The organism is Planctomycetia bacterium (genome assembly GCA_015075745.1).
In the GTDB taxonomy this organism is placed as follows: Bacteria; Planctomycetota; Phycisphaerae; order UBA1845; family UTPLA1; genus UTPLA1.
The window spans coordinates 2,744,555-2,770,658 of the sequence record JABTTW010000001.1; the positions used below are offsets into that span (position 1 = coordinate 2,744,555).

Below are 26,104 nucleotides of genomic sequence, written 5' to 3' on the forward strand. Positions count from 1 at the left end.
GATGCAGCCGGCGGCTTAGGCCTTTGACTTCTTCCAGTCCGACAAGAACTTCTCCAATCCAATGTCGGTCAGCGGATGCTTGAGCAGTTTGTCGAAGACGCTGTACGGCATGGTGCTGATGTCGGCGCCGGCCTTGGCGGCCTGGGCGACGTGCAGCGGGTGCCGCAGACTGGCCGCGAGAATCTCGGTTGCAAAGCCGTAGTTGTCGTAGATCTGGCGAATCTCCTCGATGAGCACCATGCCGTCCTGACCGATGTCATCGAGGCGGCCGAGAAACGGCGAGCAGAAGGTCGCGCCGCCCTTGGCGACGATGAGCGCCTGAATCGGCTGAAAGATCAGGGTCAGGTTGGTCTTGATGCCCTCGGCGGTGCAGATCTTCAGGGCCTTCACGCCTTCAGGGATCGTCGGCAGCTTCACGATAATGTTGGGGGCGATCTTGGTCAGTTCGCGCGCCTCTTTGATCATGGCGTCGCATTCGGTGGAAACGACCTCCGCCGAGACGGGCCCGCTGATGATCTCGCAAATCTGGCCGACGAGAGTTTTGAAGTCCTTGCCCTCCTTGGCCACGAGGCTGGGATTTGTCGTGACGCCGTCGACCATGCCGAGTGCGGCGCCGGCCTTGATCTCGTCCAGATTCGCGGTATCGAGGAAAAATTTCATCGCCTGTTACCTCCGTGATGCATTCTCTTTTTGCGGGTGATGTCCGCGCGAACCATTGTCGGCGGAATCCTGCCGGACCACAGGGTGATTCTAGCGTAGGCGGTTCGACTCCACCACGCCCCTCGCCTTTGCGTGGCGCAGTGACCGGTCCGAGCGTCCTGTGCTAGGATAGCCCGAGCCATGCCCGAATTGCCGGAAGTTCAAACCGTGGTGACACAGCTTGCCGGACGGCTGCCCGGTGCGACGATTGCCCGCGTGCTGCTGGGCCGCAGGGACATCGTCCACTCGGGCCATCGCATCCTGACGCGCGAGGCGGTCGGCGGGAAGATTGAGTCCGTCAGCCGGATCGGCAAACGGATCGTGATCCAACTCTTCGGCGGCGCGGAAATCGTCGTGCACCTCGGCATGACCGGCAGGTTGACCGTGGAACCGATCGACGATGTTCTCGCACCTCATACTCATCTGCGTGTGCGCTTCATCGGACGCATGGACGAGCTGCGATTTCGCGATCCCCGGCGATTCGGCGGCGTCTGGTGCCGCGGGCGCAGTGACGACTCGAACGGCAACGGACTTCCGCAACTCGGGCCGGACGCACTGACGATTCGCGTGCCTGTCCTCCGGCAAATCCTGTCGCGGCGACGGCAGGTCAAGGCCGTTCTCATGGACCAGCGCATGATCAGCGGGCTGGGCAACATCTACTGCGACGAGGCCCTGCACAAGGCGGCGATCCATCCGCTGACGCCGGCCGATTCACTTTCGCCGAAGCAGATCAATCGCCTGGCGTGCAGCATCCGCTCGACGCTACAGGCGGCGATCAAGGCGGGCGGCTCGTCTTTGCGCGATTATCGCAATGCAAATGGCGAGCCGGGCTGGTTTCAGGTCAGCCATCGAGTGTACGGTCGTGAAGGAGAAGCCTGCCGAGCATGCGGCGCGAAAATCATCCGGAGCCAGATCGCCGGCCGCTCGACGCATTTTTGTCCGGCGTGTCAGAAGGAACCGGTGACGCGATGAGCGACGCGATCGCCGCGGCCACCTCCATCAAGCAGCCGCGCCCTCATCGAATGCGGTATCTGCTGCTGACGTTTATCGTCGCGGCGGTCAGCTTTCAATATGTCTCGATCACGCTGTGCGTCGGGCTGATCGCGTTTCTCGCGTATGAGTCGCTCTATCGGCGCAATCCGCGCGTCATCGCGCTGGTCGTCAGCGGGCTGATCTCATTCGGGGCATTCGAATACTTCGGGCGATACGTCCTTAAGTCGCAGATGTCGCGGTTCTTCACCGCCGACGCCGATCACCGGCTCCTCCCCAACAAGGCCCTGGGCATCAACAGCGACGGGATTCGCTGCCCGGTCGAGGCGGACGACTTTTCGGCCGACACCTTCAACATCATCGTCCTCGGCGACTCCTTCGTGTACGGGTCTAAGCTCAAAGCAGACCAGACCGTGCCGGCACAAATCGAACAAATCCTCCGGCAGCAGAATCCCGCGATTCAAGCCCGCTGCGTCAACTTCGGGTGGATCTCATCCTCGCCGGGCCCATCGTATCGCCTGCTTCGCGACATCGGCGCGACCTACAAGCCGGATTTGGTCGTGCTGGCCCTCGACGTCACCGATTTTCACGACGACATCTGGGTGCTCGGAAAGGTGGGATACTGGGATCGCTCTCCGACGGCGTTCCTCTTTGCGCGGCTGGGACTGCGCGGGGTCATCACCGAGCTTTACGAGAACTTCCGGCTCAATGTCATCTGGCGGACCCGATCGACACGGGAGCGGCTGTTACCGGCCAGGCGGTTTTTCGTCGTGGAGCAGCCGCTGGAGAAATCTCTCCCCGACATGGTGGAGACGGAGGAGAACCTGCGTCGAATCTCCGCGTACTGTAAGGATGAGCTGAAGGTTCCCTTTGTGATGGTCATGTATCCGCGACACTTCCAGTACAGCGACCGCGAGAGCCCGCATAATTGGGAGGGGAATAGCTACACGCGGCTCGGCCCCTATAGTCTGGAGCCGTTCAAATGGCTGGCGGCGCTGGGTCCGCGCGTGCCATTCCCGGTGCATTCGCTACTGAAGGATTTCGAGCAATCTGAGAAGTTTCCGCTGCACTTTGATGACGATCCACACTGGAATGCCGACGGGGCTCACGTCGCGGCAGAGGGCATCATTCGCGCTCTGGAGAAGGACAAGCTCCTCCCGGCTTCGCAACCCAGCCGGTGACCTGAGGCGGTCGAAAGACGCTTCGGTGGATTTCGAGGTTACAATCCGCTGGAATCCAGCCTAAGCCCTGATACAATACGGGCTTCCATACGGGGGACCGCGGACAGGATGCCGCGGCGAACAGGGACGCACGGAGGCACCGGGCACATATGCTCCTCAAGAAACTCACCGCGACCGGCTTTAAGTCCTTCGCCGACAAGACCGAATTCGAGTTCGGCTCCGGCATTACCGGAATTGTCGGCCCGAACGGCTGCGGCAAGTCGAACGTCGTGGACGCCATCAAGTGGGTTCTGGGCGAGCAATCGGCCAAGAGCCTCCGCGGCAAGCAGATGCTGGACGTCATTTTCAACGGGTCCGGCACGCGCAAGAGCTCGGGTCTGGCCCAGGTTGATCTGACTTTCGACAATACCGACGGCACGCTTCCGGTGGATCAGGCCGAGGTGACGGTCTCGCGGCGGCTCTATCGCAGTGGGGAGAGCGAGTATCTGCTCAACAAGCAGCTCTGCCGGCTCAAGGACGTGCGGGAGCTGTTTCTCGATACCGGCATCGGCATCGACGCCTACAGCGTGATCGAGCAGGGCCGGGTGGACGTTCTCTTACAGGCGAACCCCACCGAGCGGCGGCAGATCTTCGAAGAGGCCGCGGGCATCAGCAAGTACAAGGTCCGCAAGAAGGAAGCCCAAAGGCGGCTTGAGCGCGTCAATCAAAACCTGCTACGCGTGCAGGACATCGTCGAGGAAATCGAGAAGCGCCTGCGCAGCGTGAAGCTCGCCGCGGGCAAGGCTCGCAATTACCAGTCTTACAACCAGCGCCTCCGCGAGCTTCGCAGCCGATACGCGCTGGCCGAATACCACCGCCATCGCTCGGATGCCGATGCCCACTCGCGCGAGGCCGACGGCCTTTCCGATGAAGTCACGCGCATCCGCACCGACCTTTCGAATAATGAGGCGCGATCGAGTCAGGCGAATGTGCGCATTCTCGAGTTGGAGCAGGAGACGTCGCAGGCCGAGAGCCGGCTGCTGACCGTTCAGTCGCAGATCACCGGCCAGCAGGAGCGCATCGCCGCCGCCGATCGCCGCATCTCCGATCAGACGGATTTGCTCGGCAGCTCGCGCGAGCGGCTCGCCGGATTCGATGGGCAGGTCGCGGCGCTTGAATCGCGCCTCACCGAGCAGCAGCGGGTGGTCAGTTCGATCGAGCAGGAGCTTCAGTCCGTCCAGGCGGAGCTTTCCGCCATGCAGGATCAGGATCGAGGCCTTGCCGGCACGTTGCTTGAGACTCAGCAGCGTCTCGACGACGAGAAGGCCGGCATCATCGAACTGCTTCGCCGGACCAGCCGGTTGAACAATGAGATTCAGGGGCTCAACCTCCAGCACGAGTCTCTGACCACGCAGAAGGCGAAGCTCGACGAGCGCGATCAGGCCATCGCCACCCAGCTTGCCGAGGCGTTCGATAAACAGCAGCAGATGAATGCCCGCCGCGAGCAGGTGCTCGACCTGATCGAGGACCAGACCAAGAAGCTCGAAGAGACGCGCGGCAGCCTTGCCGAGGTCGCCCATCATCGCTCGGCCCTGCTCGATCAGCTTGCGGCGGCCAAGGAGTATCGCAGCGGTCTGGAGAGCCGGCGGCAGCTTCTCGCCGAGATGGATCGCAAGCACGAGGGCCTTATGGCCGGAGCGCGCGAGATTCTCCAGCAGCGAGACGCGGCGCGCGGCGATGAGGAGGCCAGTGCCGCCGAACGCGAAGGGCCGTTCTCCTATGTCCTTGGCGCGGTGGGTGAAATCTTCGACGCCGATGTCTCCCATGCCGGACTGATCGAGGCCGTGCTGGGCAATTATGAAAAGTATCTCGTGGTCGCCAAGCGCGATTCCATCCTTGCGGATCGCGATGCGCTGGCGGAGTTGTCGGGCCCGGTTCGCGCGTTTTGCCTCGATGCCGTCCCCCCACCGATCGGCGGGCCGGACATGTCGAATCAGGAGGGCTTCATTGCGCGACTGGTCGACTGGATCACCTATCCGCCGACTTGCGAGCGACTGGCCCGACACCTGCTTGGCCGGACGTATGTCGTTGAGTCGATCGAGCATGCCCGGCGGATGGCTTCGTTGGACTCGGTGGCGCGCTTCGTGACGATGGACGGCCTGGTCTGGGATTCTGACGGGCGCGTCGGCCTGGGCCCGATGGGCGCCGGCACCGGCATGATCAGCCGCCGCAGCGAACTGCGCGAACTGGACAAGCAGCTTGAGGAAGTCGGTCAGCGCATCGTGACGCTGTCCGACGATCTGAATCGCAGCGACTCGGAAGCCGGCCACCTTGAAGAAGTGGTCGAGACGCTGCACAACGCCATCGCCGACGCCAACACGCAGCGCGTGGAAGTCGGCGCACAACTGGCGGCGGTCGAGGACGTGGTCAGCCGGCTCAGCCAGGAGCGGCCGCTCATCGCGTCTGAAGTCTCCATCCTGGTCAACCGGCTCGCCGAAATGCGCGAGCGGGAGTCGGTCAGCAAGCAGGACCTCTCCCAGCTTGAGACGCGCAGCACCGAGAGCGAGCGCATGGTCGCGGAGCTGCAGGCGAAGATCGAATCGCTCGCCGCCCAGCGCCAGACCATCGCCGAGTCGATCACCGGCGCACGCGTGCGAACGGGCGAGCTTTCGCAGCGCCGCTCAGCCGCTTCAACCGCCATCGCGGAACTTCAGGCCGCCCGTATTCAGCTTCAGACGGATCGCGACAAGGCCGAGCACGACGTGCAGCTTGCCCAGGAGCGGATCGATCAGTCGAACGCGCAGATGGCCGATGCCAAGTCGGCGCTGGAGCAGCTCACCGTCGAGCATAAGGAACTGACGGAGAAGGCCCGATCGCTTCGCGAGGATCGCGACACGCTTCGCTCCGAGGTCGAGAGCCTGGCGAGCGATGCCCGACGTCTCCGCGGCGATCAGGAGCGGGTCGAGGCCCAGCTTCACGAGCGGCAGATCAAGCTTCAGGAGCTTCGCGTGCGGCTGGAAGACCTCGCCGCGCGGGTGATGGAAGAGCTGTCGGTCGATCTCGTAACGCAGTACGCGGATTACGTGCCGGATCAGGAAGAGGACTGGCCGGCGGTCGAGGCGGAGATCGAAGAGTTGCGGCAGAAGATCGACCGCTTGGGCAACGTGAACCTCGACTCCATCACCGAGCAGACGGAGCTGGAGCAGCGGCTCGAGTTTCTCACCACGCAGTGCAACGATCTGAAGACCAGCGAGACGCAGCTTCTCGAACTGATCGAAAAGCTGAACGTCGAATCGCGGCAGCGCTTCATCGATACCTTCAACGCCGTCGTCCCCCACTTCCAGAGTCTCTTCAAGCGACTCTTCGGCGGCGGCAAGGCCGAACTCATCCTGATGGACCCCAACGACGTGCTCGAGTGCGGCATCGAGATCAACGCCAAGCCGCCGGGCAAGGAGCCCAAGGGCATCAGTCAGCTCTCCGGCGGTGAGCGCACGATGACCACGATCGCGCTGGTGCTGGCGGTCTTCCGCAGCCGGCCGTCGCCGTTCGTGCTTTTGGACGAAGTAGACGCAGCGCTCGACGAGGCGAACAACGTCCGCTTCAACAACATCATCCGCGAGTTCACCGAGCTCTCGCAGTTCATCGTCATCACCCACTCCAAGCGCACCATGGGCATCGCCGACGTCCTCTACGGCGTCACCATGCAGGAAGCCGGCGTCTCCAAGCGCGTGAGTGTCCGCTTCGACGAGGGCGAGTCGGCGGTTGCGTAGCGTGATTCTCCTAAGAACAGAATTATTCACTGCACATAACAATGTTCGTGCCTTAGTAACTATCTCAAAAGGCCGAGTCATGCCGATAGATAGATTGGCGAGCATAACCCGGGGAGCCAAGGATGGCCCGCAAGCGCAAGGCGATGGAACCGCTTCCCACGATCTGACATGTTCCGGACGCTTTTTGGAACATTATTCAACCGATTATCTTCGAGATGGATCCGGCTCCTGTCACCGGGCGTCCGCGCATCGATCCGCGCGGGGCGTTCGATGCGATCATCTATCGCATGCGAACTGCCGTTCAGTGGAACCAGCTGCCGGACTGTTTTCCCGACGACAGCAGCGTGCATCGCACGTTTCAACGTTGGGTCAAATTGGGGTTGATGGATCGCATCTGGTCGGCAATCGTCAGCATGTGCGACGAATTGGGCGATGTCGATTGGGAATGGCAGGCGGCCGATGCGGCGATGGGCAAGGCGCGTTTTGGGGGGATGATGTCGGCCCGAACCCGACGGATCGTGCGAAAAACGGCGTAAAACGCAGCCTGCTGGTAGAGCGGCAAGGCGGCCCGTTGTCGATCGTCGTGGCCGGCGCAAACGTTCACGACACCAAACTGCTGGACCGAACGTTGAAAGCCGTGATCGTAAAGCGGCCTCGTCCGACCAAGGCCGAACCGCAACATCTTTGCTTGGACAAAGGCTACGACAATCCGACGGGCCACGAGGCGACCCGGCAGAACAAATACACTCCGCACATTCGCCGAATCGGCGAAGAGAAACTCGACGAGAAAAAACACAAGAAGCATCCGGCTCGCCGATGGGTCGAGGATAAAGACAAGGGCATTGCCCGCGCGCAAATCGTGTAAATCCGAAGGTGACATATAGTGACACACGCGATTTTTTTTGTATGCAACTCTTGTGGCGGGCATGGGTTGGGGTGGTTCGGGTTTTGGGTGATTTTTGGTGGAAACGTCGAAAAGTCGAAAAGTCGAAACGTCGAAATTTGGGGGACCTGCGGCCTGGGGCGATGAGGGGCTGAGAGATTGCTGCAAGAGTGGTGACACAGGGCGATGCTGGGGCCGCTGGTGGGCCATCGCCAAACGGCAAGCCGCCTCACTGCACGGGCGCAAGTCCTGTAATTCTGTAGGTGACAATTGGCGAAAAAAGTTCTGGGGGACGTTTGCAAGTGTTGTGGCAGACACGTGTTGGGGCGGTTCGGGTTTTGGGTGGTTTTGGGGTGGAACCGTCGAAAAATCGAAACGTCGAGACGTCGAAATTCCGCGGACCCGGGGCGTGAGGTTTGGGGTTGGGATTGCCGGGACCATGGACATCGCTCGCTACCTCGCGGGGCGGGGGTGGATTAGACTTCAAATACTAAAGCTTGCTCCCTGTCCGCGCCGGGGCCGTCGGGCTGGATAGAATGAGTCAACGCGAGACAACCGAAGGGGATGAGTTTTCGGAGGGATGGCGGCGGATTGACGGCCGGCGCGGGAGGCGGAACTGAGAGGATTGAATGCCTCCAGAATGCCGAACGAGAATGGAGGCGGAAAAGTAGAATGTCCCCCACGGCAATTCTTTGCTCGAAGCGGTCGACTCGCTCGAAAAAATGTTTGAATGAGATTCATCGAAGGAACGTAAATGACTGAAGCCAGTCCGCTCGATTCGCGTCGTGAAGTCCACTCGAAAGTTCCTGAAGTCACGCTCCTGTTCTGGATCATCAAGATCGCCGCCACGACACTCGGTGAGACCGGGGGCGATGCGGTCTCGATGTCGATGAAACTTGGGTATGTCGTCGGGACGCTTATTTTCGCCACGTTTTTCGTGGTTCTTGTCATCGGGCAGATCAAAGCCACGGAGTTTCATCCGACTCTGTACTGGGCCACCATTATCGCCACCACCACCGTTGGGACGACGCTGGCCGACTTTTCAACACGCGATCTGGGCATCGGATATGCCGGCGGATCGCTGCTGTTGTTCGCGCTGCTGATGCTGTCGCTATTCGTCTGGCATCGGACGCTGGGCACGATTTCATTCCGAAACCTTTATACGTCCAAAGCGGAAATGTGTTACTGGGTGACGATCATGTTCTCTCAGACTTTGGGGACCGCGCTGGGCGATTGGGTCGCCGACGGAAAAACCGAAGACCCAGCCGGCCTGGGGCTTGGATACGCCGGCGCCGCGCTGATCTTCGGCGGGTTGCTGCTGGTCGTCGCGGCTTTGTGCTTTTCCACGTCGCTCTCGCGGACGGCGTTGTTCTGGTCGGCGTTTGTTCTCACTCGCCCGCTCGGCGCGGTCGTCGGCGACTTTCTCGACAAACCGCACGACCACGGTGGTCTGGCACTCAGCCGTTATATGGCATCAGGGGTATTGATGGCGTTCATCGTCGCCTGCATTTTCTTCTTCAAACATCGTCCCGCCGCGACGGGACGAACTGGCCCGACACTCCCGCACATGCCCCCAAGGTGCGAGTGAGTCCGCTTGGAAAGGTTCTAGTGCAGATTGCGCGTCCCTCTCTAAAATCGGGACATTCTAGAATGCCATTAAGTTAGCACTTTGATTCGCCGAGCTAAGAAAAGGTGTCAGCTAAGAAGTGTCAGGATGATTTTTTTGACGGGTGGGGGAAATAGGCGTGGACATTCTACTTTTCTGACGTGATGCCCCCATGTCGTTAGTCTCCCCGCATGCCAGGCGCTGCACGGGCAGCCGTCGGGGGACTTTGTGATTACGGTGTTCATCCTGGCGATGATTGCATGCGGGCCCGATACGGCGACCAAGATTACGCCGCGTTTGTCGATTTGTTTGTGCGGGCCGATGAGCGCGCCGGAATGCGACTGGCCAGCGTACGCCATAGCGGATTGCGCGTCGATGCAGCGTTTTATATCAGGAAATGTTGCTTGCGATTCACGTCCGGCAGAGGCGCCGGACGCTACGCAGATGGCAAGCTGCTTTGGTCGTCGCACACTTATTCGATGGACTAGGCCTTTGACTCGGCCAGCTCGGCGCCGACTTCGCGGAGGAGGCCGGGGGGGGCTTCCATTGCTTTCTTGCATTTCGGATAGCCGCTGCATCCCAGGAAGCGGCCGGTGCGGCCCATTCGCAGGAGCATCTTCTTCCCGCAATCGGGGCAGGTGACGTCCGTCTCGATGGGCTTGGCGCGTTCCGGTTGAGGCGAATCGGCTTCGGCCTTCTTCTTTGCTTCACCGCGCAGATTTGAGACTGCCCGACACTTGCCGCATGAGAAGAAGGGCCCGAAGCGGCCCTGGCGCAGGGTCATTTCGCCGCCGCATTCAAAGCACTTGAGCCCCGATTCCGGCCATGTCTCCACGACCGGTCTGCCGGTGAGCGTCCATGCGAATCCCTTCGGCGGGGGCCCCAGGGCGGCGATCTCTTCCTTGGTCAGGCGTTTTACTTTGCCCTTGGCGGTTTTCGCGCGACTCGTCCGGCCGTTTCCGGCGGCGGTCTCGGGCGGGGCCTCGGGAATCTCGCCGGCGGCCTCCTTGCGCTTCAGTTCGTCCAGCTTCTCCATCGCCATGGCGTTGCGGCATCGCGGAAACCCGACACAGGAAAGGAACGGCCCGCGACGGCTCTTGCGGATCACCATTTCCCGGCCGCACTTGTCGCATCGGGCACCGGCCGATTCCGGCTTCGGCTTCTCGACGAACACGCCTTCGGGCATGGGGCTCGTCGCCTTGCACTCCGGATACTTCGTGCATCCCAGGAATGACTTGCCCCGGGCCCACTTCACCGCCATCGGGCCGTTGCATTCGGGGCATTTTTCCTTGATGTCCTCGGCGCTGACCTTCTTGAGTGCCACGCCGGCGTCATCGCACGGCTTCGTATTCGTGCAGTCGGGATAGCCGGTGCATCCCAGGAAGAGGCCGGACTTGCTTTTGCGAACCATCATCGGCTTGCCGCACTTCTCGCACGGCTCGGTGCCCATGATCGGCTCGATCGGCTTGCCGTCGCGATCGACGTTGCGAGCTTCCTTGCATTCAGGGTACCCCGTGCAGGCCAGGAAACGCCCGTTCTTGCCCAGCCGGTAGACCATCGGCTTGCCGCAGGTGCTGCAGACATATTCGCTCGGCTCTGCCCGGACGGCGTCCATCTCGTCGTGCGCCTTGGCGAGCGCTTCTTTGAAGGGGTCGTAGAATTCGTGCAGGACGTCGTGCCACTCCATCTGCTTGTCTTCGATCTTGTCGAGATCGGTCTCGATGTCGCTGGTGAAGCGGATGTCCATGATCTTGGGGAAGTGGGCGCAGAGCTTCTCGGTGACGATGTCGCCGCGCGGCGTGGGGTAGAACTTGCGATCCTCCTGCTCCACGTATCCGCGATCCTGAATCGTCTTGATGATCGCCGCGTAAGTGCTCGGCCTGCCGATGCCTTCGGACTCGAGCGTTTTGACCAGCGATGCTTCGGTGAATCGCGGCGGTGGGGCGGTGAACTTCTGCTTGGGTTCGATCGCAATCGGGTTAACCGCCTGGCCCTCCTTGAGAGCGGGCAATAGCTGGTCATCGCTGCTCTTGGGCACGCCGACCACTTTGTAGAAGCCGTCAAAGGCGAGGACGCGGCCGCTGGCCTTGAAGACGGCCTCGCCCTTGTCGGTCTTTGCGCTGATCAGCACATTGGTCGAATCCCACTCGGCGGGGGTCATCTGGCAGGCGACGAATCGATTCCAGATCAGCGTGTAGAGCTTGTGCTGCTCGGGCGTCATGTGGCCGCGCATGGCGTCGGGGGTGCGTGTCACGTCGGTCGGGCGAATGGCTTCGTGGGCTTCCTGCGCCGACTTGCCGCTGGCATAACGATTGGGCTGTTCCGGTAGATACTTGTCGCCGAACTTGCTGCCGACAAAGTCGCGAACGGTGTGCACCGACTCGGCCGAGAGATTGGTCGAATCGGTTCGCATGTAGGTAATCAGACCGACGTTGCCTTCGCCGGTCTTGATGTCGATGCCTTCGTAGAGCGCCTGCGCCACCTTCATCGTCCGGCTGGTTGCGAAATGAAGCTGGTTGGCGGCGGCCTGCTGGAGGCTGGCCGTCGTGTAGGGCGCCGGCGGTTTGGTGCGCGTCCGCTTGGTTTCGATCGACTTCACGGAGAATGCCGGCGCGCTGGCCTGGCGGATCTCTCCGAGCATCTCGATCTGCTTGAGCCCCAGGTGGGTGTATTGCTCCCAGACGTCTTCAATTACGCGCTCGACGTGAAAGCCCATCGCCTCGGCGATCGGCCGCACTTCATTGATGGCGCTGGCGAACGATTTCTGGCCCTTCGATCCTTCAAGCCGGCCTTCAGCCTTGAACGGCGAGCCGGAGACCTCGACCAATTCCGCGCCGAAGCAACCTCGCTCGCCCAGCCAGGCCATACGATCCTTCTGCGTGGGCGGCTCTGAGCCCTTCGCGGTTGGTCGGATGAACGCCTGCCAATCCTTACCCAGTGAAGCGGCGTTCTTGGCATCGGTGGCGAACACGCCGTCGATGGCCCAGTATTCCTGCGGCTCGAATGCCTTGATGTCTTGTTCGCGATCGACGATCAGCCGCACCGTGACCGACTGAACCCGTCCGGCCGAGAGGCCCTTGGCGACCTTCTTCCACAGAAGCGGTGAAAGTTCGTACCCGACGACCCGGTCAAGAATGCGCCTTGCCTGCTGGGCATCGACCTTGGCGATGTCGATGTCGTGCGGCTTGGAGAACGCCTCCTTGATGGCGCCCTTCGTAATCTCATTGAAGATGACGCGCTTGATTTTTCTGGCCGGGAGGTCGAGGGCCTGGGCAAGGTGCCACGCGATCGCTTCCCCTTCCCGGTCGAGGTCGGTCGCGAGATAGACGATGTCCGCGTCCTTCGAGAGCTGCAGAAGCTCGTTGATCGTTTTCTGGTGGCTGGGGAGGATTTCGTACACCGGCTCGAAGTTTCGGCCCGGGTCCACCCCGTATTGATGCGGCGGGAGGTCGCGGACGTGCCCCTTTGAGGCTCGAACGACGTAATCCTTCCCCAGATACTTATTGATGGTCTTGGCCTTGGCGGGCGACTCAACAATCACGAGTGATTTTCCGCGAGGCTCGCTGCCTGCCTCATCCGACGGATCACTCTTCTTTGTAGACTTTTTGGTAGCCTTCTTGGCCATGAATTACCTAACTTTCGATCTGTCCAAACATTAGAACTCGATCGACGCCCGGCCCGGATGGTTCCGGCGTCGCCGATGCGGGCTATATCGGCCGCAGGGGGCGGTCACTCTCCGACTAATCAAGCCTCCCGGTACCGGAATACCGAGCCCCCGAAGCGTCGGGAACCTAGCACTCCTTTGTCCTGCTTGTCAAATCACAGCCCCCTAGAAAGCCCCAATTGGCCCTTCGGGCCAAGATTATGGAGATTCAGGACTCGACCGGGGACAACAGACGGCTTGGTTCCCGCCAAGCCATCCGTCCACCGTTTTCCAGGAGAGGCGAATTCGCACTAAAACGTTCGCTGCGCACCACTTGCGCGATGCCGATTGCTCAAATGCGCCGCGAGCCGTGGCTCGATCGTTCTCCGTGGGCGCCGAGAGCCGTCATTTCAATACTGAGAATCGATGGGGCACGCACCCTGATTTCGCCATGGCGAATATCAGGCAACATACGCTGCTGGCGCTCGTGAAAAGGCCGCCGATAGCTACTCAATTCGATGTAGCGAGACACGCTCGCCCAATAGGGAAGGTGAGTTTCTGCCCTTTTTTTCGTTATCATCCTTGTCGGGTGGAACCCTCGGGCATGTCGTCCGTAAGAGGATGGGCGAGCGAGCTTCACTTGTCGGGAGGTTTTTTTTTCAATCGTTTGGCAGCCCCGAACGACCGTCGTGCTTCATATGTTTGCATCGTACTTCGATCCGGCTGATCAGAATTACCCGCTAATAACCGTCTGCTTTCCAAGGAGTTCTCTATGAACAGCAAGTTACTCGCCTCATTCCTGGTCGTCGTTTTGACCGGTGCGGTGCAGGCTCAAATGGACGCCCGTCCGATGCCGCCCAAGGATGCCAAGCCGCCCGCCTCGGCCGGACCGGACAAGGAGAAGCCAGAGTTCCCGCCCTTCGATGAAGCAATGAAGGACTACGAAGAAGTGCCGACCGCCGAGTCGCCGTTCTTCCCGCTCTGGTACAACAAGAAGACCGACTCGCTCCGGGCACAGATTCCCGCAAGCATGATCGGTCAGCAGTTCCTCATCGCCACCAGCATGGCGGGCGGTCCGGTCGCGACAGGCTTCCAGATCGACCATTTCCTTGCCTACTTCGATCGCATGGACAAGAACCTCGTCCTTATGCGGGTTGATCCTCGGTATGTCGAGGGCGAAGGCGATCAGCCGCTCTCCGACGTCATCAAGCGCAGCTACGGCGGCGACGACATTCTCAAGTCCATCTCCATCCTCACGATGAAGGGCTCGGACCCGATCATCGACCTGGATTCATTGTTCAAAGGCGACTTCTCCGGCATCGGACGCTGGGGCATGGGACAGGTCAATCCGCAGCTTTCCAAGTGGGCCAAGTACAAGACATTCCCGCAAAACGTCGAATTGACGGCTGACCTCGCCCTGATGAGCAACGGTTCCGGACGACGTACCTTGTTCCATTACAGCCTCTCCAAGATTCCCGAGTCCTCCAAGGGTTACAAGCCCCGGCTCGCCGACGATCGCGTCGGTTACTTCATGACCGTGCGCAAGGACTGGACGAAGGAGCACAACGCCAAGACGCTTTTCGATCGCTACATCAATCGATGGAGGCTCGAAAAGCGCGACCCCTCCGCCAAGCTCAGCGCCCCCAAGGAGCCCATCAAGTGGTACATCGAAAAAACGGTGCCGCTCAAGTACCGCCGCTGGGTCAAGGAGGGAATCCTCGAATGGAACAAGGCCTACGAGAAGTGCGGCTTCCTCGATGCCGTCGAGGTTAAGCAGCAGGAAGACTACGACCCCGAGACAAAGGACCTCGATCCCGAAGACGTTCGCTACAACTTCTTCCGCTGGATCGTCACGGGTCGTGGTTTCGCGATGGGCCCTTCGCGCGATCATCCGCTCACCGGCCAGATCTTCGATGCCGACATCGTTTTTGACGATGCGATGGTTCGTTTTTACGAAATGGACTATGCCAACATGACCGGCAATGACGAGGCCTGGCGTCCCTACGAGCCTATTGCCGAGGACTTTTTCCGAACACATCCGGAGTGGTCCTTCAGGTCGCCCTTTCAGAACCTTCTGCCCAATGTCCGCCTCAAAAACGATCCGGAGGCCGAATTCCGTGCGAACCTGATGAAGCACATGCAGCGCCGCGGTCGCCCCATCTGCGAATGCGCCGCCGGCATGGCTCACCAGATGCAGTTTGCCGGCATTGCCCTGGAAGGTCAGGGACTGGGCCGCAGCAACGAAGATTTCATGGGACAGGTCATCAAGGAAGTGGTGATGCACGAAGTCGGCCACTGCCTCGGCCTGCGTCACAACTTCAAGGCCAGTACCTGGCTTCCCATGGAGGAAATCGAGGCCCACAACGAGGCCGGCGAGGCCAACGTCGGGTCCGTCATGGACTACAACCCCTCGATTGTCGTCGCCCGTGACAAGAAGCAGGGCTCATTCACCACCCGCTCCATCGGCCCCTACGACTATTGGGCCATTGAGTACGGCTACCGCCCCGTCGGCGAGCCCTACAAGAGTGAAGAAGATCTGCTCAAGAAGGTCGCGTCCCGTGTGGCCGAGGCGGGCCTCGACTACAGCACAGATGAAGACACCATGTGGGTCATTTCTCCTGACCCGCTTTCCAACCGCTTCGACATGGGCCGCGACGTTAAGAAGTTTGCCGAGTTCCAGATCGACGTCGCTGAATCGCTCCTCAAGGACATCAGCGAATGGGCGGTCAAGGACGGCGAGTCCTACAACCGACTTCGCCGTGCATTCGGCAGGCTCCTCTTCGAGCGCGGAAGCGCCTGTGAGTACGTCGCCCGGTTCGTCGGCGGCGTCATCGTGAATCGCGACCACCGCGGGGATGAGGACGGCCGCACTCCCTTGAAGGTCGTCGATGCCAAGACGCAGCGGGAGTCGCTGGAATTCTGCTGCAAGAACGTCTTTGCCGAGGATGCATTCCAGATCAGCCCCAAGCTCCTCGCCCTCCTGGCGCCCGGCCGCCATTGGCACTGGGACAGCGACGAATTCTCGCTCCGCGTGGAATTCAACATCCACGATTTCGTGGCCCAGAGTCAGTTCGGCGTCCTCTTCAACCTCATGAATCCGTTCACCATCGGTCGCATCCACGACAACCAGCTCAAGTTCCAGGAGGACGACGAAGTCTACACCCTGGCCGGTCACATGACCTCCCTGAGCGATTCCATCTGGTCGGAGCTTCAGGAAAAGTCCCGAAAGGGCACCGACGAGAAGCCCATGATCTCCAGCTTCCGCCGAAACCTTCAGCGGATGCACGCCGGGATGCTGATCAACCTGATCCTCAGCGAGCCGGGCGCCATCGTCCCGGCAGACGCAAATGCCATTGCCCGGCTCTGCGCCAAGCGGCTTTCTGATCGGATCGCCAAGTGCCTCAAATCGGGTGATGCCGACCTCGCCACCGAGGCCCATTTGTGCGACGTGCAGAAACAGCTCGACAAGGTGCTGGACGCCCAGTACTCGATCGGCGTCTTTTCGGGCGGCGGAGGGTTGTTCTTCCTGGGTAGGACCACCGATGACGCAAAGCCCGTAACTATCTTGCCCAGCCGTTGATAGAGTCTTTCGCGGGGGTGGCGGACCCGCCCCGGCGCGACCCTTTATCCGCCTGCCGGACTCCGGCAGCAAATGCCCCGAACCCCTCTGGGTTCGGGGCTTTTTTTTGTGCTGTGAAAAACTTAAATTCACCGCCGAACAAACGCTTGACATCGCAGCCGAGAAGATTAGAGAATTGCGCTTTGACCGGACGATTGAATCATCCGGTAGCGGTCGTTTTTGAAAGCGTGGAAGATTCATCTTCCAGGACATGAGACTTCACCGCACGCCGGCAGGGCGTGCATCACGCGGTGCCGCAACCGCGAACACATTATTCAGCGGCGATTTTTCTCCTTCAGGAGTAGACACTGATGACACACAACGAAAACACAACAGCCGACTCCATGAATCTCACCGACCACGAAAATCTCGTTGAAGTGATGTTTGCCCGTAGTACCGCGGAGGCAAACGATTGCGTGCGGGCCCTTATTGAAAGCGACATCCCGGCGCGCATGGAAGGAAGCGGTCGCCCCGGAGCCGGCTACGGCATCGCCGTGCTCGTTCCGCCGGACCGAATGATCCTGGCCTCGGAGCTTCTTGCGGCCAAGGCCCACGACGACGAAGACGACGAGGACGAGGAGAGCGAAGACAGCACCGACGAAGAAGTGGATGACATCGACGACGACGAGTTCGACGACGATGAGGACGATCTGGACGACGACGAAGACGAAGATGATGACGACGACGAAGATGAAGACGATGAATTCGAAGTTGGATACGACGATTAGCCGATAGGTGAGGAGATGCCCTGCGGCCGCGCAATTTTTGCCGGTCGCGTTCGCCAACGGCCGGGCCGGGGCACGCATCGAACCTCGCCCAGTCAGCTCGCCGAGAGGACGTGACCTATGGATACGCCCGCAGCAACCACCCCTCGGCCCAATTCTGACGCCCGCGAAAACGCTCAGGACAGACGAGCCGACAATCGACGTGAGTCCCCCGTGGACCGCCGTGCAGGCCTTGAACGCCGCCGTGGGCCGGGCAGACGCCGCTCGGATTCCCGCCGAAGCGCCGAGGAAGGCGAGCTCAATTCCGAGCAGTTTGAGTTCGTCATGGCTATGGACGAATACAAGCGGGCCAACAAGAAGCCGTTCCCCAGTTGGACCGAAGTCCTCGAAGTGCTAAAATACCTCGGATACCGGAAGGTCGCCGATGTGGGAGAGCACGTCGATCGGCCCGCCACGGAAGATTGACCCTCTTTCCCGATGCCGGGGGATTCAGGCATGCCGACCGACAATTACGAGGTCGTCGACGTCCTCATGCTCGTGGGCAATATTGTCCCGATCGCCTTCTATTTCCTCATCCTCGGTCTCGTCAACAGCCACGCCAGACCCTGCCTCATTACCAGCCGATCCGACTTTCTTGCCCTCACCGGCGTCCTCCTGCCCGTTTTGCTCTGGCCGGTTCCGGAGTTCGTTCGATCGGGCATGTACGTCCCGCTTGCGGGCGGCATGCTCCTGGCTGCTACGGTTTTCTATTATCTCCTTCCCAAGCGCGATGCGGGATTCGTGATTTACAACATCTCACTTCGCCAGTGTGTTCGGTTGATCGAGCAGGCCACGACGCGACTCGACCTCGCCGGACGTCGTCAGGGAAACTGCTGGATGGCCGACGACGGATCGCTGCGCATCGAGCTGCGCCCGTTCCCCTTGCTGCACAACGTCGCGTTGCACGTTGAGCCGACCGACAGCAAGAGCGAGGCCCTCGTTCCGCTGATCGGCATGGAGATCGACCGGCAACTGTCCACGGTTTCGCAGCTTCCCTCCAACATGAGCGCCGGAATGGTCCTCGCCGGCGTGACCCTGCTGCTCCTGCCGATGTGGATGGTCAGCCGCCACGTTGACGACCTCGTGGACGCGATGTTGCACCTCTTCGGCTGATGCACCAAGCGCCTCCGGCGCGACTCCCATCCCCTCCGTCTCCAGCCTTGCGCGCCAGTCATTCAATCCCGTCCTTTGGTTTTGGGAATCTCCTCGTTAGAATCGCGGTTTCAGTGGGAGACGAGTTTTTCGATCCGTCTGGTGGATCGTGGAATCCGTGCCGTGAACCGAGCCAACTCGATCAAGCTCTCCATCACCTGCGTCCTGTTCCTGGTAGGGGGGCTCCTGGTGATGAAGTCTCTTTCCAACCCCGACGCCGAGCCGGTCGCCACAGACGCCCGGCCGGTGGACCTTATCTGCACCAAATGCGAGAAGCATTCGACGATCAGTTATGACGAATACGCCAAAGCGCCCATGAAGAGCGCCGCCGGGAACTTGGGCCGCGTCGCCGGTGCAGGTCGAACGCTGGCGGCCCAGGCTCGCCGTGCCGATTTCGTGTGCCCCGCATGTGGTGAAAAGTCGGCCCAGCCGGCAAGCAAGTGCGCCAGGCATTCGTTATACTATCCTCGATACACCGACACCGGCGCCAACGGACAATGCCCGCAGTGCGGCGTCGGAGGCTGATCGACACGTCCAGGAAGCGGCGAGCAGACAGGACAACGGGCTCATGCGACGATCCGCGTTCACCCTGATCGAGCTCTTGATGAGCATCGCCATCATCTCCGTGCTCATCGGAATCCTCCTGCCCGCGCTCAGCGGCGCGAAGGAGGCCGCCAACGTGGCCTATTGTCTGTCCAACTTCAGCACACTCACCAAGACCGCGGAAATGTACATGGAGGATCTGAACAAGCGAACCCTGCCGTGGTACGTCGCTGATTTCAATTTTCGCGGCATCACCACGGTCAGCGAATACAGCTACGGCGGTTTCCAGCACACGACGCCCAGCCCGGATCCGAGATTCAGAATGTTGGACACCTTCATCCTGAAGACCAGCGAGCGGCCCTTCAACAAGTACATTGCCAAAGGCGCCGACGGTACGACGCCCATCAAGTCTTATATTTGCCCCTCGGACAAGTCGTGGATCACCCCGCTCGTGGGCGACAGGCTTCCCGAGGAATTATCCCCGACGGACGCATACTCATCATGGCAGGTTCAGGGGAACAGCTTCGCCATCAATTGGTACTGGCTCAACGGTCCACCGTGGAACGGTGAGGAGGGCTGGTACGGAAACCTTGCGTCTTTCAGTCTCACCGGTGAGAAGATGCTCTCCAGGAAGACCGGTGGGGAGGCCGCCAAGTTCGTGCTCTTCACCGAGAGTTGCATGAACTACTACATGTACGATGCACGGCCGCGCAGTGGAAACTACGGCGAGAGCAGAATTCAGAAACTGGGCCCGGGCTGGCATCGCAAGTTTTCCACGTATGCGCTCGGCTTCCTCGATGGTCACGCCGAGTTCCGCTACGTCGACACGCGCTACTCCGACGATACCGGCTTCGACATCTGGCCGACCATTCGCTAGCTTGAGGGCCGTGCCGAACTCAGGCTTTAGTGCATTGCCTTGGAGATGGTGAAGATCGGCAGCAGAAGGGCCAGAACAAGACCGCCGACTACCACGCCGAGAAACATGACGATGGCCGGCTCAAGCAGGCTGGTCATGGTTTTGATGGCCACGCTCAGTTCGGCCTCGCAAAAGCTGGACACGTTCTCCATGACGGTGCCGAGCTTGCCGCTGCGTTCCCCGGCGCCGAGCATTTTGTTGATCGCCTTGGGCACCTGTTTGTAATCCGCGAGGGACTCGGAAAGCTGCTGGCCGCGCTCCAGACGCTCGTTGACTTCCTTCCACATGGATTCGTATTTCGGGCTGCCGCAAACGCCGGAGGTGAGGCGGACGCTGTCGAGCATGGACACGCCGGCCTGGATCATGGTGCCCAGCGTTCGAAGGCTGCGGGCAAGATAGGTCTTGTGGTACATGGGGCCAAGCAGCGGCAATGCCAGCTTGATGGTATCGAGCCTGATGCGACCTGCCGGGGTGAGAAAATAATAAATGGCCGAACCTCCCCCGATCACGACAACGGCGAAAACGTAGAGGCCGTAGGTCATGAGGTTGTCGCTGAATACCAGCAGGTATTTGGTGAGGACGGGCAATTTGTCCTCGCGACCGGCGTAGATGGCGTTGAATTTGGGCAGGACGAAGGTCATGAGGAAGATGGTGACGCCGATGGCGAATACAAACATCACAATCGGATAGGTCACGGCCCCCTTGATCTTTTTTCTCAGTTCTCGCTGATCCTGAATGTGATCGGCGAGGCGGCGAAGGATCGGAGCCATCATGCCCGACGCCTCCGACGCCTTGACCAGGCTGACGTAGAGATTCGGGAAGACTTCCGGATGCTCGGCGAGCGCCGCGGAGAATTCGGCGCCGCCTTCGACTCGCTCAATGACGCCGTCCAGCGCCTCGGCAAAACGCGGCGAGTTTCCGTCATGACGGCAGGCCTCAAGCGCTTCTGACATCGAAACGCCCGTCTCCGTCATGACCGCGAGCTGCCGCGTGAAGAAGATCAGGTCGTCCGGGCGAAATTTCTTTCTGTTAAAAAAATTGGACGTCCGCGCGGTTGGTGCTGCTGCTGCGGCGGCTTTGGTCGCCTTGCCGCGAGCCGTCACCTTGACGACAAAGCGGCCCTCGTTGCGGACCAGCTTCGCCGCCTCGACGGGGGAGGCGGCTGTGACGTCGCCCTCCACCATCTTTCCGGTGTTGTCGCGCGCAACATATGCGAAAACAGGCATCAGAGTCTCCAGGTCAGTCCGCTTGTTCCGCCCAGGGAATCGACTCGCTCGCCTTTCTGTTGGCAGCGCGTAACCCGGCGCGAAGCTCATCCGTGTCCACGGAGTCACCGATGAGCCGCGACAGCCGTGCACGATCGGTCGTCGCCGCGAGGGCGGAGTCCTTATCTATGCGACCGGAATGGACGAGCTCCGCGAGATTCTGCTCCAGGGTGTGCATGCCCAGGCTGCGGCCTGTCTCGATCATCGAGTTAATCAAGTGGGTCTCGTTCTCGCGCAGGGCCCGTCGAATGCCGGTGGTGGCGACAAGGATTTCCGTGGCCGGGATCAGCGTCTCGTTCATCTCGTCGCGCAGGAGGGTCTGACACACGATGGCCCGCAATGAGGCCGCGAGCTGGACGCGAATCTGCCCCTGCTGCATCGGAGTGAAAACGTCAATCAATCGGGCCAGCGTCTGCGACGTGCTGGACGTATGCAGGCTTCCGAAGACCAGGTGCCCGGTCTCCGCGGCGGTCAGCGCGGTGGAGATCGTCTCCAGATCGCGCAGCTCCCCGATCACGATCACATCCGGTCGCTGCCTCAAGACGTGCCGCAATGCCGAGGCGAACGTCGGGCTGTCCGAGCCGATCTCGCGCTGCTCGATGAGGCACTGGTCGTTGGTGAAGGCGAACTCGACCGGGTCCTCGATGGTGATGACGTGCGCGGCGCGGGTGTGATTGATGTGATCGATCAGCGTCGCCAGCGTGGTGCTCTTGCCCTGTCCCGTGCCGCCCGTGACGAGAACGAGCCCGTTTGGATAGTCAGCGAACGAAAGAACCTGCTCGGGAAGATTCAGTGATTCAAACGTTGGAACGTCCCGGGGAATGGAGCGAAATGCCGCCGCGAGGGTCCCGCGCTGATAGTGAATATTCGCACGACATCGGCCGGCGCCGTCCAGCTCAATCGCGAAGTCGAGGTCCTTCGCCTCTTCAAGCCGCTCGATCTGATGCGGAGTCAGCAACGCCTTCAGGTGGGCGTCCAGTTCCACGGCCGGTACTGCCGGCAACTCCAGCGCCTTCCACTTTCCATTCACATGAATCGTCGGCGGCGCATCGGCCACGAGGATCAGATCGCCGGCGCGCTCGTCGATCAGCCGCTTGAGAAGCCCGCGGACATAGCCGTCCTCACGGGTGGGGCAGTCGCCGCCGGCGCGAGTTGCAGCCCGGCTCTCGGTATCGGTACGGGGGGGCTCATGCAGCACAGACACGGAACACCTCCTCGACAGTCGTGATACCCGCCTTCGCTTTCAACATGCCGTCCTCGTAAAGGGTGCACATCTTGGCGCTCAGCGCCACCTTGCGAAGCTCCTGGAGCGGCGCTCCGTCGGAGATGGCCTGGCGCAGCGCGTCATCGGGAATGAATAGTTCGTGAATGCCGACACGCCCCGAATACCCGGTGCCGTGACATTTGGCACAGCCCTTTCCGACCATCAGCGACTCGACGTCGTACCCGAGCTTTTGCATGGCGTGTCGCGTGTTGGGCGTCGGCTCCTGCGGCTCCTTGCACGACGGGCAGATCTTTCGCACCAAGCGCTGGGCGAGCACCGCCTCCAGCGCGGCGGCGATGAGATACCCCTCAACGCCGATGTTGTGCAGTCTGGTGATGGCGGAGACGGCGTCGTTGGTGTGCAGGGTTGAGAGCACCATGTGGCCCGTGAGCGCGGCCTGGACCGCCGTCCGCGCCGTGTCATCATCTCGAATCTCACCAACCATGATCACGTCCGGGTCCTGTCGCAGGAGGGCCCGCAGAACCGTGGCGAATTTCAGCCCGATCTTTTCGTTGACCTGAAACTGGTTGATCCGGCGAAGGTTGTACTCAATGGGGTCTTCCACCGTGCAGACGTTTCGCTCCGGCGAGTTGATCTCCATCAGCGCGGCGTAAAGCGTCGTGCTTTTGCCCGATCCCGTGGGGCCCGTGACGAGGACGAGTCCGTGCGGATGCAGCAGTTGCGTGCGGAAGGCCTTCAGCAGGTCGATGGAGAAGCCGAGCGTCTCCATGTTCACCAGAATCTTCGAGTTATCGATGATTCGAATAACGACCTTCTCGCCCTGCATGTTGGGCAGCGTGCTGACGCGAAGGTCGATGGGGCGGCCTTCCATCATGACGTGAATGCCGCCGTCCTGCGGAAGCCGGCGCTCGGCGATGTCGAGCCCGGCCATGATTTTGATGCGCGAAACAACCGGCGCCATCATCTGCGCCGGCGGATTGAGCTTTTCATACAGCACGCCGTCGACGCGATTCCGGATGCGCAGGCACGTCTCGTCGGGCTCGATGTGAATATCGCTCGCGCCTTCCTTGACCGCGCTGTAGATCAGGAAGTTCACCAGCTTGATGACCGGCGAATCGCCCGCCATGCCTTCGAGGCTGGTGATGTCATCGACCTTCGTCTCAATCAGCTCGAAAGTGTCGGCCGACACGTCCTCGATGATGTCGTCAATGACGAAGACGTTGGCGCTCTTAACGTACTGGGCGAGAATCGCCTGGATGTCGGCGCCTGAGACGGCGACGACCTGCACCGTATGGGTGGTGATGCGCCCGATCTCCTCGAGCAGAAACACGTTGGCCGGTTCGCTCATGGCGACGGTCAGAACGCCCTGAACCAGGAACAGCGGCAAGATGCCGTGTTTCTCAAGAAACTCTCTCGGGATCAGATCGATCACGCGCGGATCGACCAGTCGCGGCGTCAGCTTGGCGTAGGGAACGTTATACGCCTCGGCGAGCGCCTCGACGACCTGATCCTCGCCGGCAAGTCCGAGTTCGATGATGACTTCGCCCAGGAGCTTCTTATTGCGGCTGGACTGCTGCTCTTCGATGGCGCGCTCAAGCTGCTCCTCGGTCAGCAGCCCCTTCTTCAGAAGGATCTGCCCCAATTGCTTCTTGCCTGCCTTCGCGAGCGTTGATTGCATTTCGACGGCTCTTTTCGTTTCGGGCTAAACCAATATCACGCAAAGCTTCTGACGGCGGCATCAATATCGGCGCAAACCTCAAACCTTCGCGACAATCTCGTGATCTCAAGCACCTTCTGGACCGTCTGGTTCAGTCCGCACAACCGGATGCGGCCGAGCCCGTTCTCGCATTGAGACTGCAACTCCAGCAGCAGCTCAAGGCCCCGGCTGTCGATGGCATCGGCTCCCGCGAAATCGACTACGACGTCGTGCCGACCCTCCGACTCGAGTTTCTTCACGTGGTTCGCGAACTCCTCGGTATTTTCGCCGGCGAGGTCTTCAGTGACGCTGCATACCGTCACGCTTCCATAATGGGTGATGCTGGTCGGCATCTTCATGGGCTCCAGATTCTAAAAAAGACGATCCCCTTCAATTCGGATTCAGCACGGCGTGCAGCGCGCCCAGGTGCGAAATGGTCGCGTCACTGCCTGAGCACGCCCGCGCCTCCTTGAAGAGCTTTTCAAGATCGAGCTTGACGAAAAGCTCCGCCAGGTGCGGGTCGAACTGCGTTCCGGCACACCGCCGGACTTCCGAGATCGCCACGTGAAACGGAAGCGCCGACCGGTAAGTCCGGTTCGTCGTCATCGCATCAAAGCAGTCGGCCAGGCAGATGATCCGCCCGATCAGCGGGATCGCTCTACCGGCAAGTCCGTCCGGATATCCGCGACCGTCCATCCGCTCGTGGTGATAGAGAACGCCGGGCATCAGGTCGCGCGTCTGTCGAACCGGCGAGAGAATTCGCACGCCGATTTCCGGATGCTTCTTCAGCGCGTCGAATTCTTCGTCGGTCAATTTTCCAGGCTTGCAGAGAATGGCGTCCGGCACGCCGATCTTCCCCACGTCGTGCAGAAGTCCGGCGAGGTACACCCGCTCGCAGTCCGTCGGTGACAGCTGCGCCGCCCTGGCCAGTGCGCGACTCAGGAACGCGACGCGCTCGGAGTGGCCGTAGGTGTAAGGGTCCTTGGCATCGACGCTGTTGACAATCGAGTGCAACAGGCCCATGAGGAGGTCGGTCAGGTCATCGTAGAGCGTCTGGTTCTCGAGGAATGACTTGATGCGATCTCCGACGGCTCGAAAGAGCTGCACATCGACCGAGGTAAAGTCTCCGCCGTCGGGGCAGTTCAGGGCGAGCATGACGCCGAGAAGCTTTTGATGATTCCATAGCGGCAGGGCGACTGCATGTCGAAGCCATGAACTTGCCCAGGCAAGTTCAGGCCGCGAGGCTGCGTCGTTGAGCAGCACATGGCTGGGCGTCTTGACCGGGTCGAGATTGCAGGCTTCGGCCAGCTTCAGCAGGCTCAGTGCGTCGGCGCCCGCGTCGAGCTCGCCGACACAAACCACGCGATCGCTCAGTGAATTCGCGTCAAGTGTGGCGGGCACATTTCGAACTTCGCCGGCCGATTGACCCTCGGTCAGAACAAACGCAATAGCGGCGGCCCGGGACACCTCGTTGACCTGCTCGCCGATGGCGTGAAGGAGCTTCTGCGGCCGCTGCGGGAGACCCATCTGCGTGCTGATTCGATAGATGAGGTTCAGTTCCTCGTAGGTATTCTGCAGGTTCTGAACGAGAAGATCGGATTCTTCGGCCGCGACGTCGATCTGGCGAGCCTGCTCGACGGTGAGCCGCAGTAGGTCGACAACCGACGCTTCCTGTTCGTCGGCAATGCGTCGCTCGCCTTGTGCGCTCGTCTGCATCGCGGTCAGATCGAGATTGCACGCGCTGCACAGCCGCGCAAACGACTCACCGCGAAGATCAGACTTGAGGTACGCGCCGACGATCGCCCCCAATGGTCGCTGTCGACGGTGAATCATCGCGACCGCGAACCGCAGATCATCGGGCCAGGGGCCGGGGCCGAAGTCGATCGTTGCGACGGGATTGCCCGCGCCCAACTTTTGGGTACATGCGCGGACGAACTCGGTGAGGCCGGCGGCGAATGTCCCCTTGCGCGACCAGAGCGTGTTCCAGAACTGCGAGCCGTCCTTGTCCCACAGTATGGCCTGTCCGTCACTGCTCCAGAGTGAGAGCCACAGACCGGACTGACGCCAGTGTAGCGCGAGTCGATCGAAACCGTCGGGCGACAGTGGCCAGGTGACCCTGGGGAGCGGGATTCGTCCCTGGCTCTCCAGAGTGGTGGTCATGCCCTGTGATCTT

19 protein-coding genes are annotated in these 26,104 nt (G+C 60.8%); 12 read left to right on the forward strand and 7 right to left on the reverse strand.

From position 1 onward, the window contains the following. Nucleotides 1-15 precede the first annotated feature (15 nt). On the reverse strand, nt 16-660 hold the full coding sequence (gene fsa, locus HS101_10875; GenBank protein ID MBE7506773.1) for a fructose-6-phosphate aldolase: 645 nt from the start codon (nt 658-660) through the stop codon (nt 16-18). A gap of 180 nt (nt 661-840) precedes the next feature. Between fsa and mutM the strand changes: the two genes are divergently transcribed. The 6 genes from mutM (at nt 841) to HS101_10905 (ending at nt 9,090) form a co-directional block, all read left to right on the forward strand. Further along, entirely contained in the window at nt 841-1,671 is an 831-nt protein-coding gene (gene mutM, locus HS101_10880) for a bifunctional DNA-formamidopyrimidine glycosylase/DNA-(apurinic or apyrimidinic site) lyase (protein ID MBE7506774.1), read from the forward strand. After that, entirely contained in the window at nt 1,668-2,870 is a 1,203-nt protein-coding gene (locus tag HS101_10885) for a hypothetical protein (protein ID MBE7506775.1), read from the forward strand. Before mutM ends, HS101_10885 begins: the two co-directional genes overlap by 4 nt. 149 nt (nt 2,871-3,019) lie before the next feature. Next, the gene (gene smc / locus HS101_10890) at nt 3,020-6,619 is read left to right on the forward strand and encodes a chromosome segregation protein SMC (GenBank protein ID MBE7506776.1); all 3,600 of its coding nucleotides are present in this window, start codon (nt 3,020-3,022) and stop codon (nt 6,617-6,619) included. Between the two features lie 215 nt (nt 6,620-6,834). Then, nucleotides 6,835-7,155: a transposase gene (locus HS101_10895; protein ID MBE7506777.1), complete on the forward strand. Its 321-nt coding sequence runs from the start codon at nt 6,835-6,837 to the stop codon at nt 7,153-7,155. Beyond that, nucleotides 7,065-7,484, forward strand: a complete 420-nt coding sequence (locus tag HS101_10900) for a transposase (GenBank protein MBE7506778.1) — start codon at nt 7,065-7,067, stop codon at nt 7,482-7,484. Before HS101_10895 ends, HS101_10900 begins: the two co-directional genes overlap by 91 nt. 772 nt (nt 7,485-8,256) lie before the next feature. Further along, nucleotides 8,257-9,090, forward strand: coding sequence for a hypothetical protein (locus tag HS101_10905; GenBank protein ID MBE7506779.1), 834 nt, complete (start codon nt 8,257-8,259; stop codon nt 9,088-9,090). A 502-nt stretch (nt 9,091-9,592) separates the two neighbouring features. On the opposite strand, the gene topA is transcribed toward HS101_10905, so the two are convergent. Continuing rightward, on the reverse strand, nt 9,593-12,733 hold the full coding sequence (gene topA, locus HS101_10910; protein ID MBE7506780.1) for a type I DNA topoisomerase: 3,141 nt from the start codon (nt 12,731-12,733) through the stop codon (nt 9,593-9,595). 790 nt (nt 12,734-13,523) lie between these two features. Between topA and HS101_10915 the strand changes: the two genes are divergently transcribed. The 6 genes from HS101_10915 to HS101_10940 all read left to right on the forward strand — a co-directional run bounded on the left by HS101_10915 (nt 13,524) and on the right by HS101_10940 (nt 19,706). Further along, on the forward strand, nt 13,524-16,331 hold the full coding sequence (locus tag HS101_10915; protein MBE7506781.1) for a zinc-dependent metalloprotease: 2,808 nt from the start codon (nt 13,524-13,526) through the stop codon (nt 16,329-16,331). Nucleotides 16,332-16,681: 350 nt separating this feature from the next. After that, nucleotides 16,682-17,098, forward strand: a complete 417-nt coding sequence (locus HS101_10920; protein ID MBE7506782.1) for a hypothetical protein — start codon at nt 16,682-16,684, stop codon at nt 17,096-17,098. Nucleotides 17,099-17,308: 210 nt separating this feature from the next. Next, nucleotides 17,309-17,560, forward strand: coding sequence for a hypothetical protein (locus HS101_10925; protein ID MBE7506783.1), 252 nt, complete (start codon nt 17,309-17,311; stop codon nt 17,558-17,560). Between the two features lie 30 nt (nt 17,561-17,590). After that, a complete protein-coding gene (locus tag HS101_10930) occupies nt 17,591-18,247 on the forward strand; it encodes a hypothetical protein (GenBank protein ID MBE7506784.1) in 657 nt (218 codons plus the stop codon). A gap of 162 nt (nt 18,248-18,409) precedes the next feature. Then, nucleotides 18,410-18,811: a hypothetical protein gene (locus tag HS101_10935; protein ID MBE7506785.1), complete on the forward strand. Its 402-nt coding sequence runs from the start codon at nt 18,410-18,412 to the stop codon at nt 18,809-18,811. Between the two features lie 43 nt (nt 18,812-18,854). Further along, the gene (locus HS101_10940) at nt 18,855-19,706 is read left to right on the forward strand and encodes a type II secretion system protein (protein ID MBE7506786.1); all 852 of its coding nucleotides are present in this window, start codon (nt 18,855-18,857) and stop codon (nt 19,704-19,706) included. 26 nt (nt 19,707-19,732) lie between these two features. Here HS101_10940 and HS101_10945 read toward each other — a convergent pair whose 3' ends face one another. From HS101_10945 to HS101_10965, 5 genes are read right to left on the reverse strand one after another with little or no spacing between them, the layout of a single operon-like run. Next, a complete protein-coding gene (locus tag HS101_10945; GenBank protein ID MBE7506787.1) occupies nt 19,733-20,971 on the reverse strand; it encodes a type II secretion system F family protein in 1,239 nt (412 codons plus the stop codon). 13 nt (nt 20,972-20,984) lie between these two features. Continuing rightward, the gene (locus HS101_10950) at nt 20,985-22,205 is read right to left on the reverse strand and encodes a PilT/PilU family type 4a pilus ATPase (GenBank protein ID MBE7506788.1); all 1,221 of its coding nucleotides are present in this window, start codon (nt 22,203-22,205) and stop codon (nt 20,985-20,987) included. Then, nucleotides 22,198-23,913, reverse strand: a complete 1,716-nt coding sequence (tadA, locus tag HS101_10955) for a Flp pilus assembly complex ATPase component TadA (protein MBE7506789.1) — start codon at nt 23,911-23,913, stop codon at nt 22,198-22,200. The genes HS101_10950 and tadA overlap by 8 nt, the downstream gene beginning before the upstream one ends. 35 nt (nt 23,914-23,948) lie before the next feature. After that, the gene (locus HS101_10960; protein ID MBE7506790.1) at nt 23,949-24,290 is read right to left on the reverse strand and encodes an STAS domain-containing protein; all 342 of its coding nucleotides are present in this window, start codon (nt 24,288-24,290) and stop codon (nt 23,949-23,951) included. Nucleotides 24,291-24,321: 31 nt separating this feature from the next. Then, nucleotides 24,322-26,091: an HD domain-containing protein gene (locus HS101_10965; protein ID MBE7506791.1), complete on the reverse strand. Its 1,770-nt coding sequence runs from the start codon at nt 26,089-26,091 to the stop codon at nt 24,322-24,324. Between the last annotated feature and the right edge of the window lie 13 nt (nt 26,092-26,104).

Excerpts from the sequence above, each read along its gene's own strand:
- HS101_10920 (MBE7506782.1), top strand. The coding sequence starts at position 16,682 with ATGACACACAACGAAAACACAACAGCCGACTCCATGAATCTCACCGAC.
- HS101_10940 (MBE7506786.1), top strand. The coding sequence starts at position 18,855 with ATGCGACGATCCGCGTTCACCCTGATCGAGCTCTTGATGAGCATCGCC.
- HS101_10945 (MBE7506787.1), bottom strand. The coding sequence starts at position 20,971 with ATGCCTGTTTTCGCATATGTTGCGCGCGACAACACCGGAAAGATGGTG.
- mutM (MBE7506774.1), top strand. The coding sequence starts at position 841 with ATGCCCGAATTGCCGGAAGTTCAAACCGTGGTGACACAGCTTGCCGGA.
- fsa (MBE7506773.1), bottom strand. The coding sequence starts at position 660 with ATGAAATTTTTCCTCGATACCGCGAATCTGGACGAGATCAAGGCCGGC.
- HS101_10930 (MBE7506784.1), top strand. The coding sequence starts at position 17,591 with ATGCCGACCGACAATTACGAGGTCGTCGACGTCCTCATGCTCGTGGGC.
- HS101_10895 (MBE7506777.1), top strand. The coding sequence starts at position 6,835 with ATGGATCCGGCTCCTGTCACCGGGCGTCCGCGCATCGATCCGCGCGGG.
- HS101_10900 (MBE7506778.1), top strand. The coding sequence starts at position 7,065 with ATGGCAGGCGGCCGATGCGGCGATGGGCAAGGCGCGTTTTGGGGGGAT.
- HS101_10960 (MBE7506790.1), bottom strand. The coding sequence starts at position 24,290 with ATGAAGATGCCGACCAGCATCACCCATTATGGAAGCGTGACGGTATGC.
- HS101_10915 (MBE7506781.1), top strand. The coding sequence starts at position 13,524 with ATGAACAGCAAGTTACTCGCCTCATTCCTGGTCGTCGTTTTGACCGGT.
- tadA (MBE7506789.1), bottom strand. The coding sequence starts at position 23,913 with ATGCAATCAACGCTCGCGAAGGCAGGCAAGAAGCAATTGGGGCAGATC.
- HS101_10965 (MBE7506791.1), bottom strand. The coding sequence starts at position 26,091 with ATGACCACCACTCTGGAGAGCCAGGGACGAATCCCGCTCCCCAGGGTC.
- HS101_10885 (MBE7506775.1), top strand. The coding sequence starts at position 1,668 with ATGAGCGACGCGATCGCCGCGGCCACCTCCATCAAGCAGCCGCGCCCT.
- HS101_10905 (MBE7506779.1), top strand. The coding sequence starts at position 8,257 with ATGACTGAAGCCAGTCCGCTCGATTCGCGTCGTGAAGTCCACTCGAAA.
- smc (MBE7506776.1), top strand. The coding sequence starts at position 3,020 with ATGCTCCTCAAGAAACTCACCGCGACCGGCTTTAAGTCCTTCGCCGAC.
- topA (MBE7506780.1), bottom strand. The coding sequence starts at position 12,733 with ATGGCCAAGAAGGCTACCAAAAAGTCTACAAAGAAGAGTGATCCGTCG.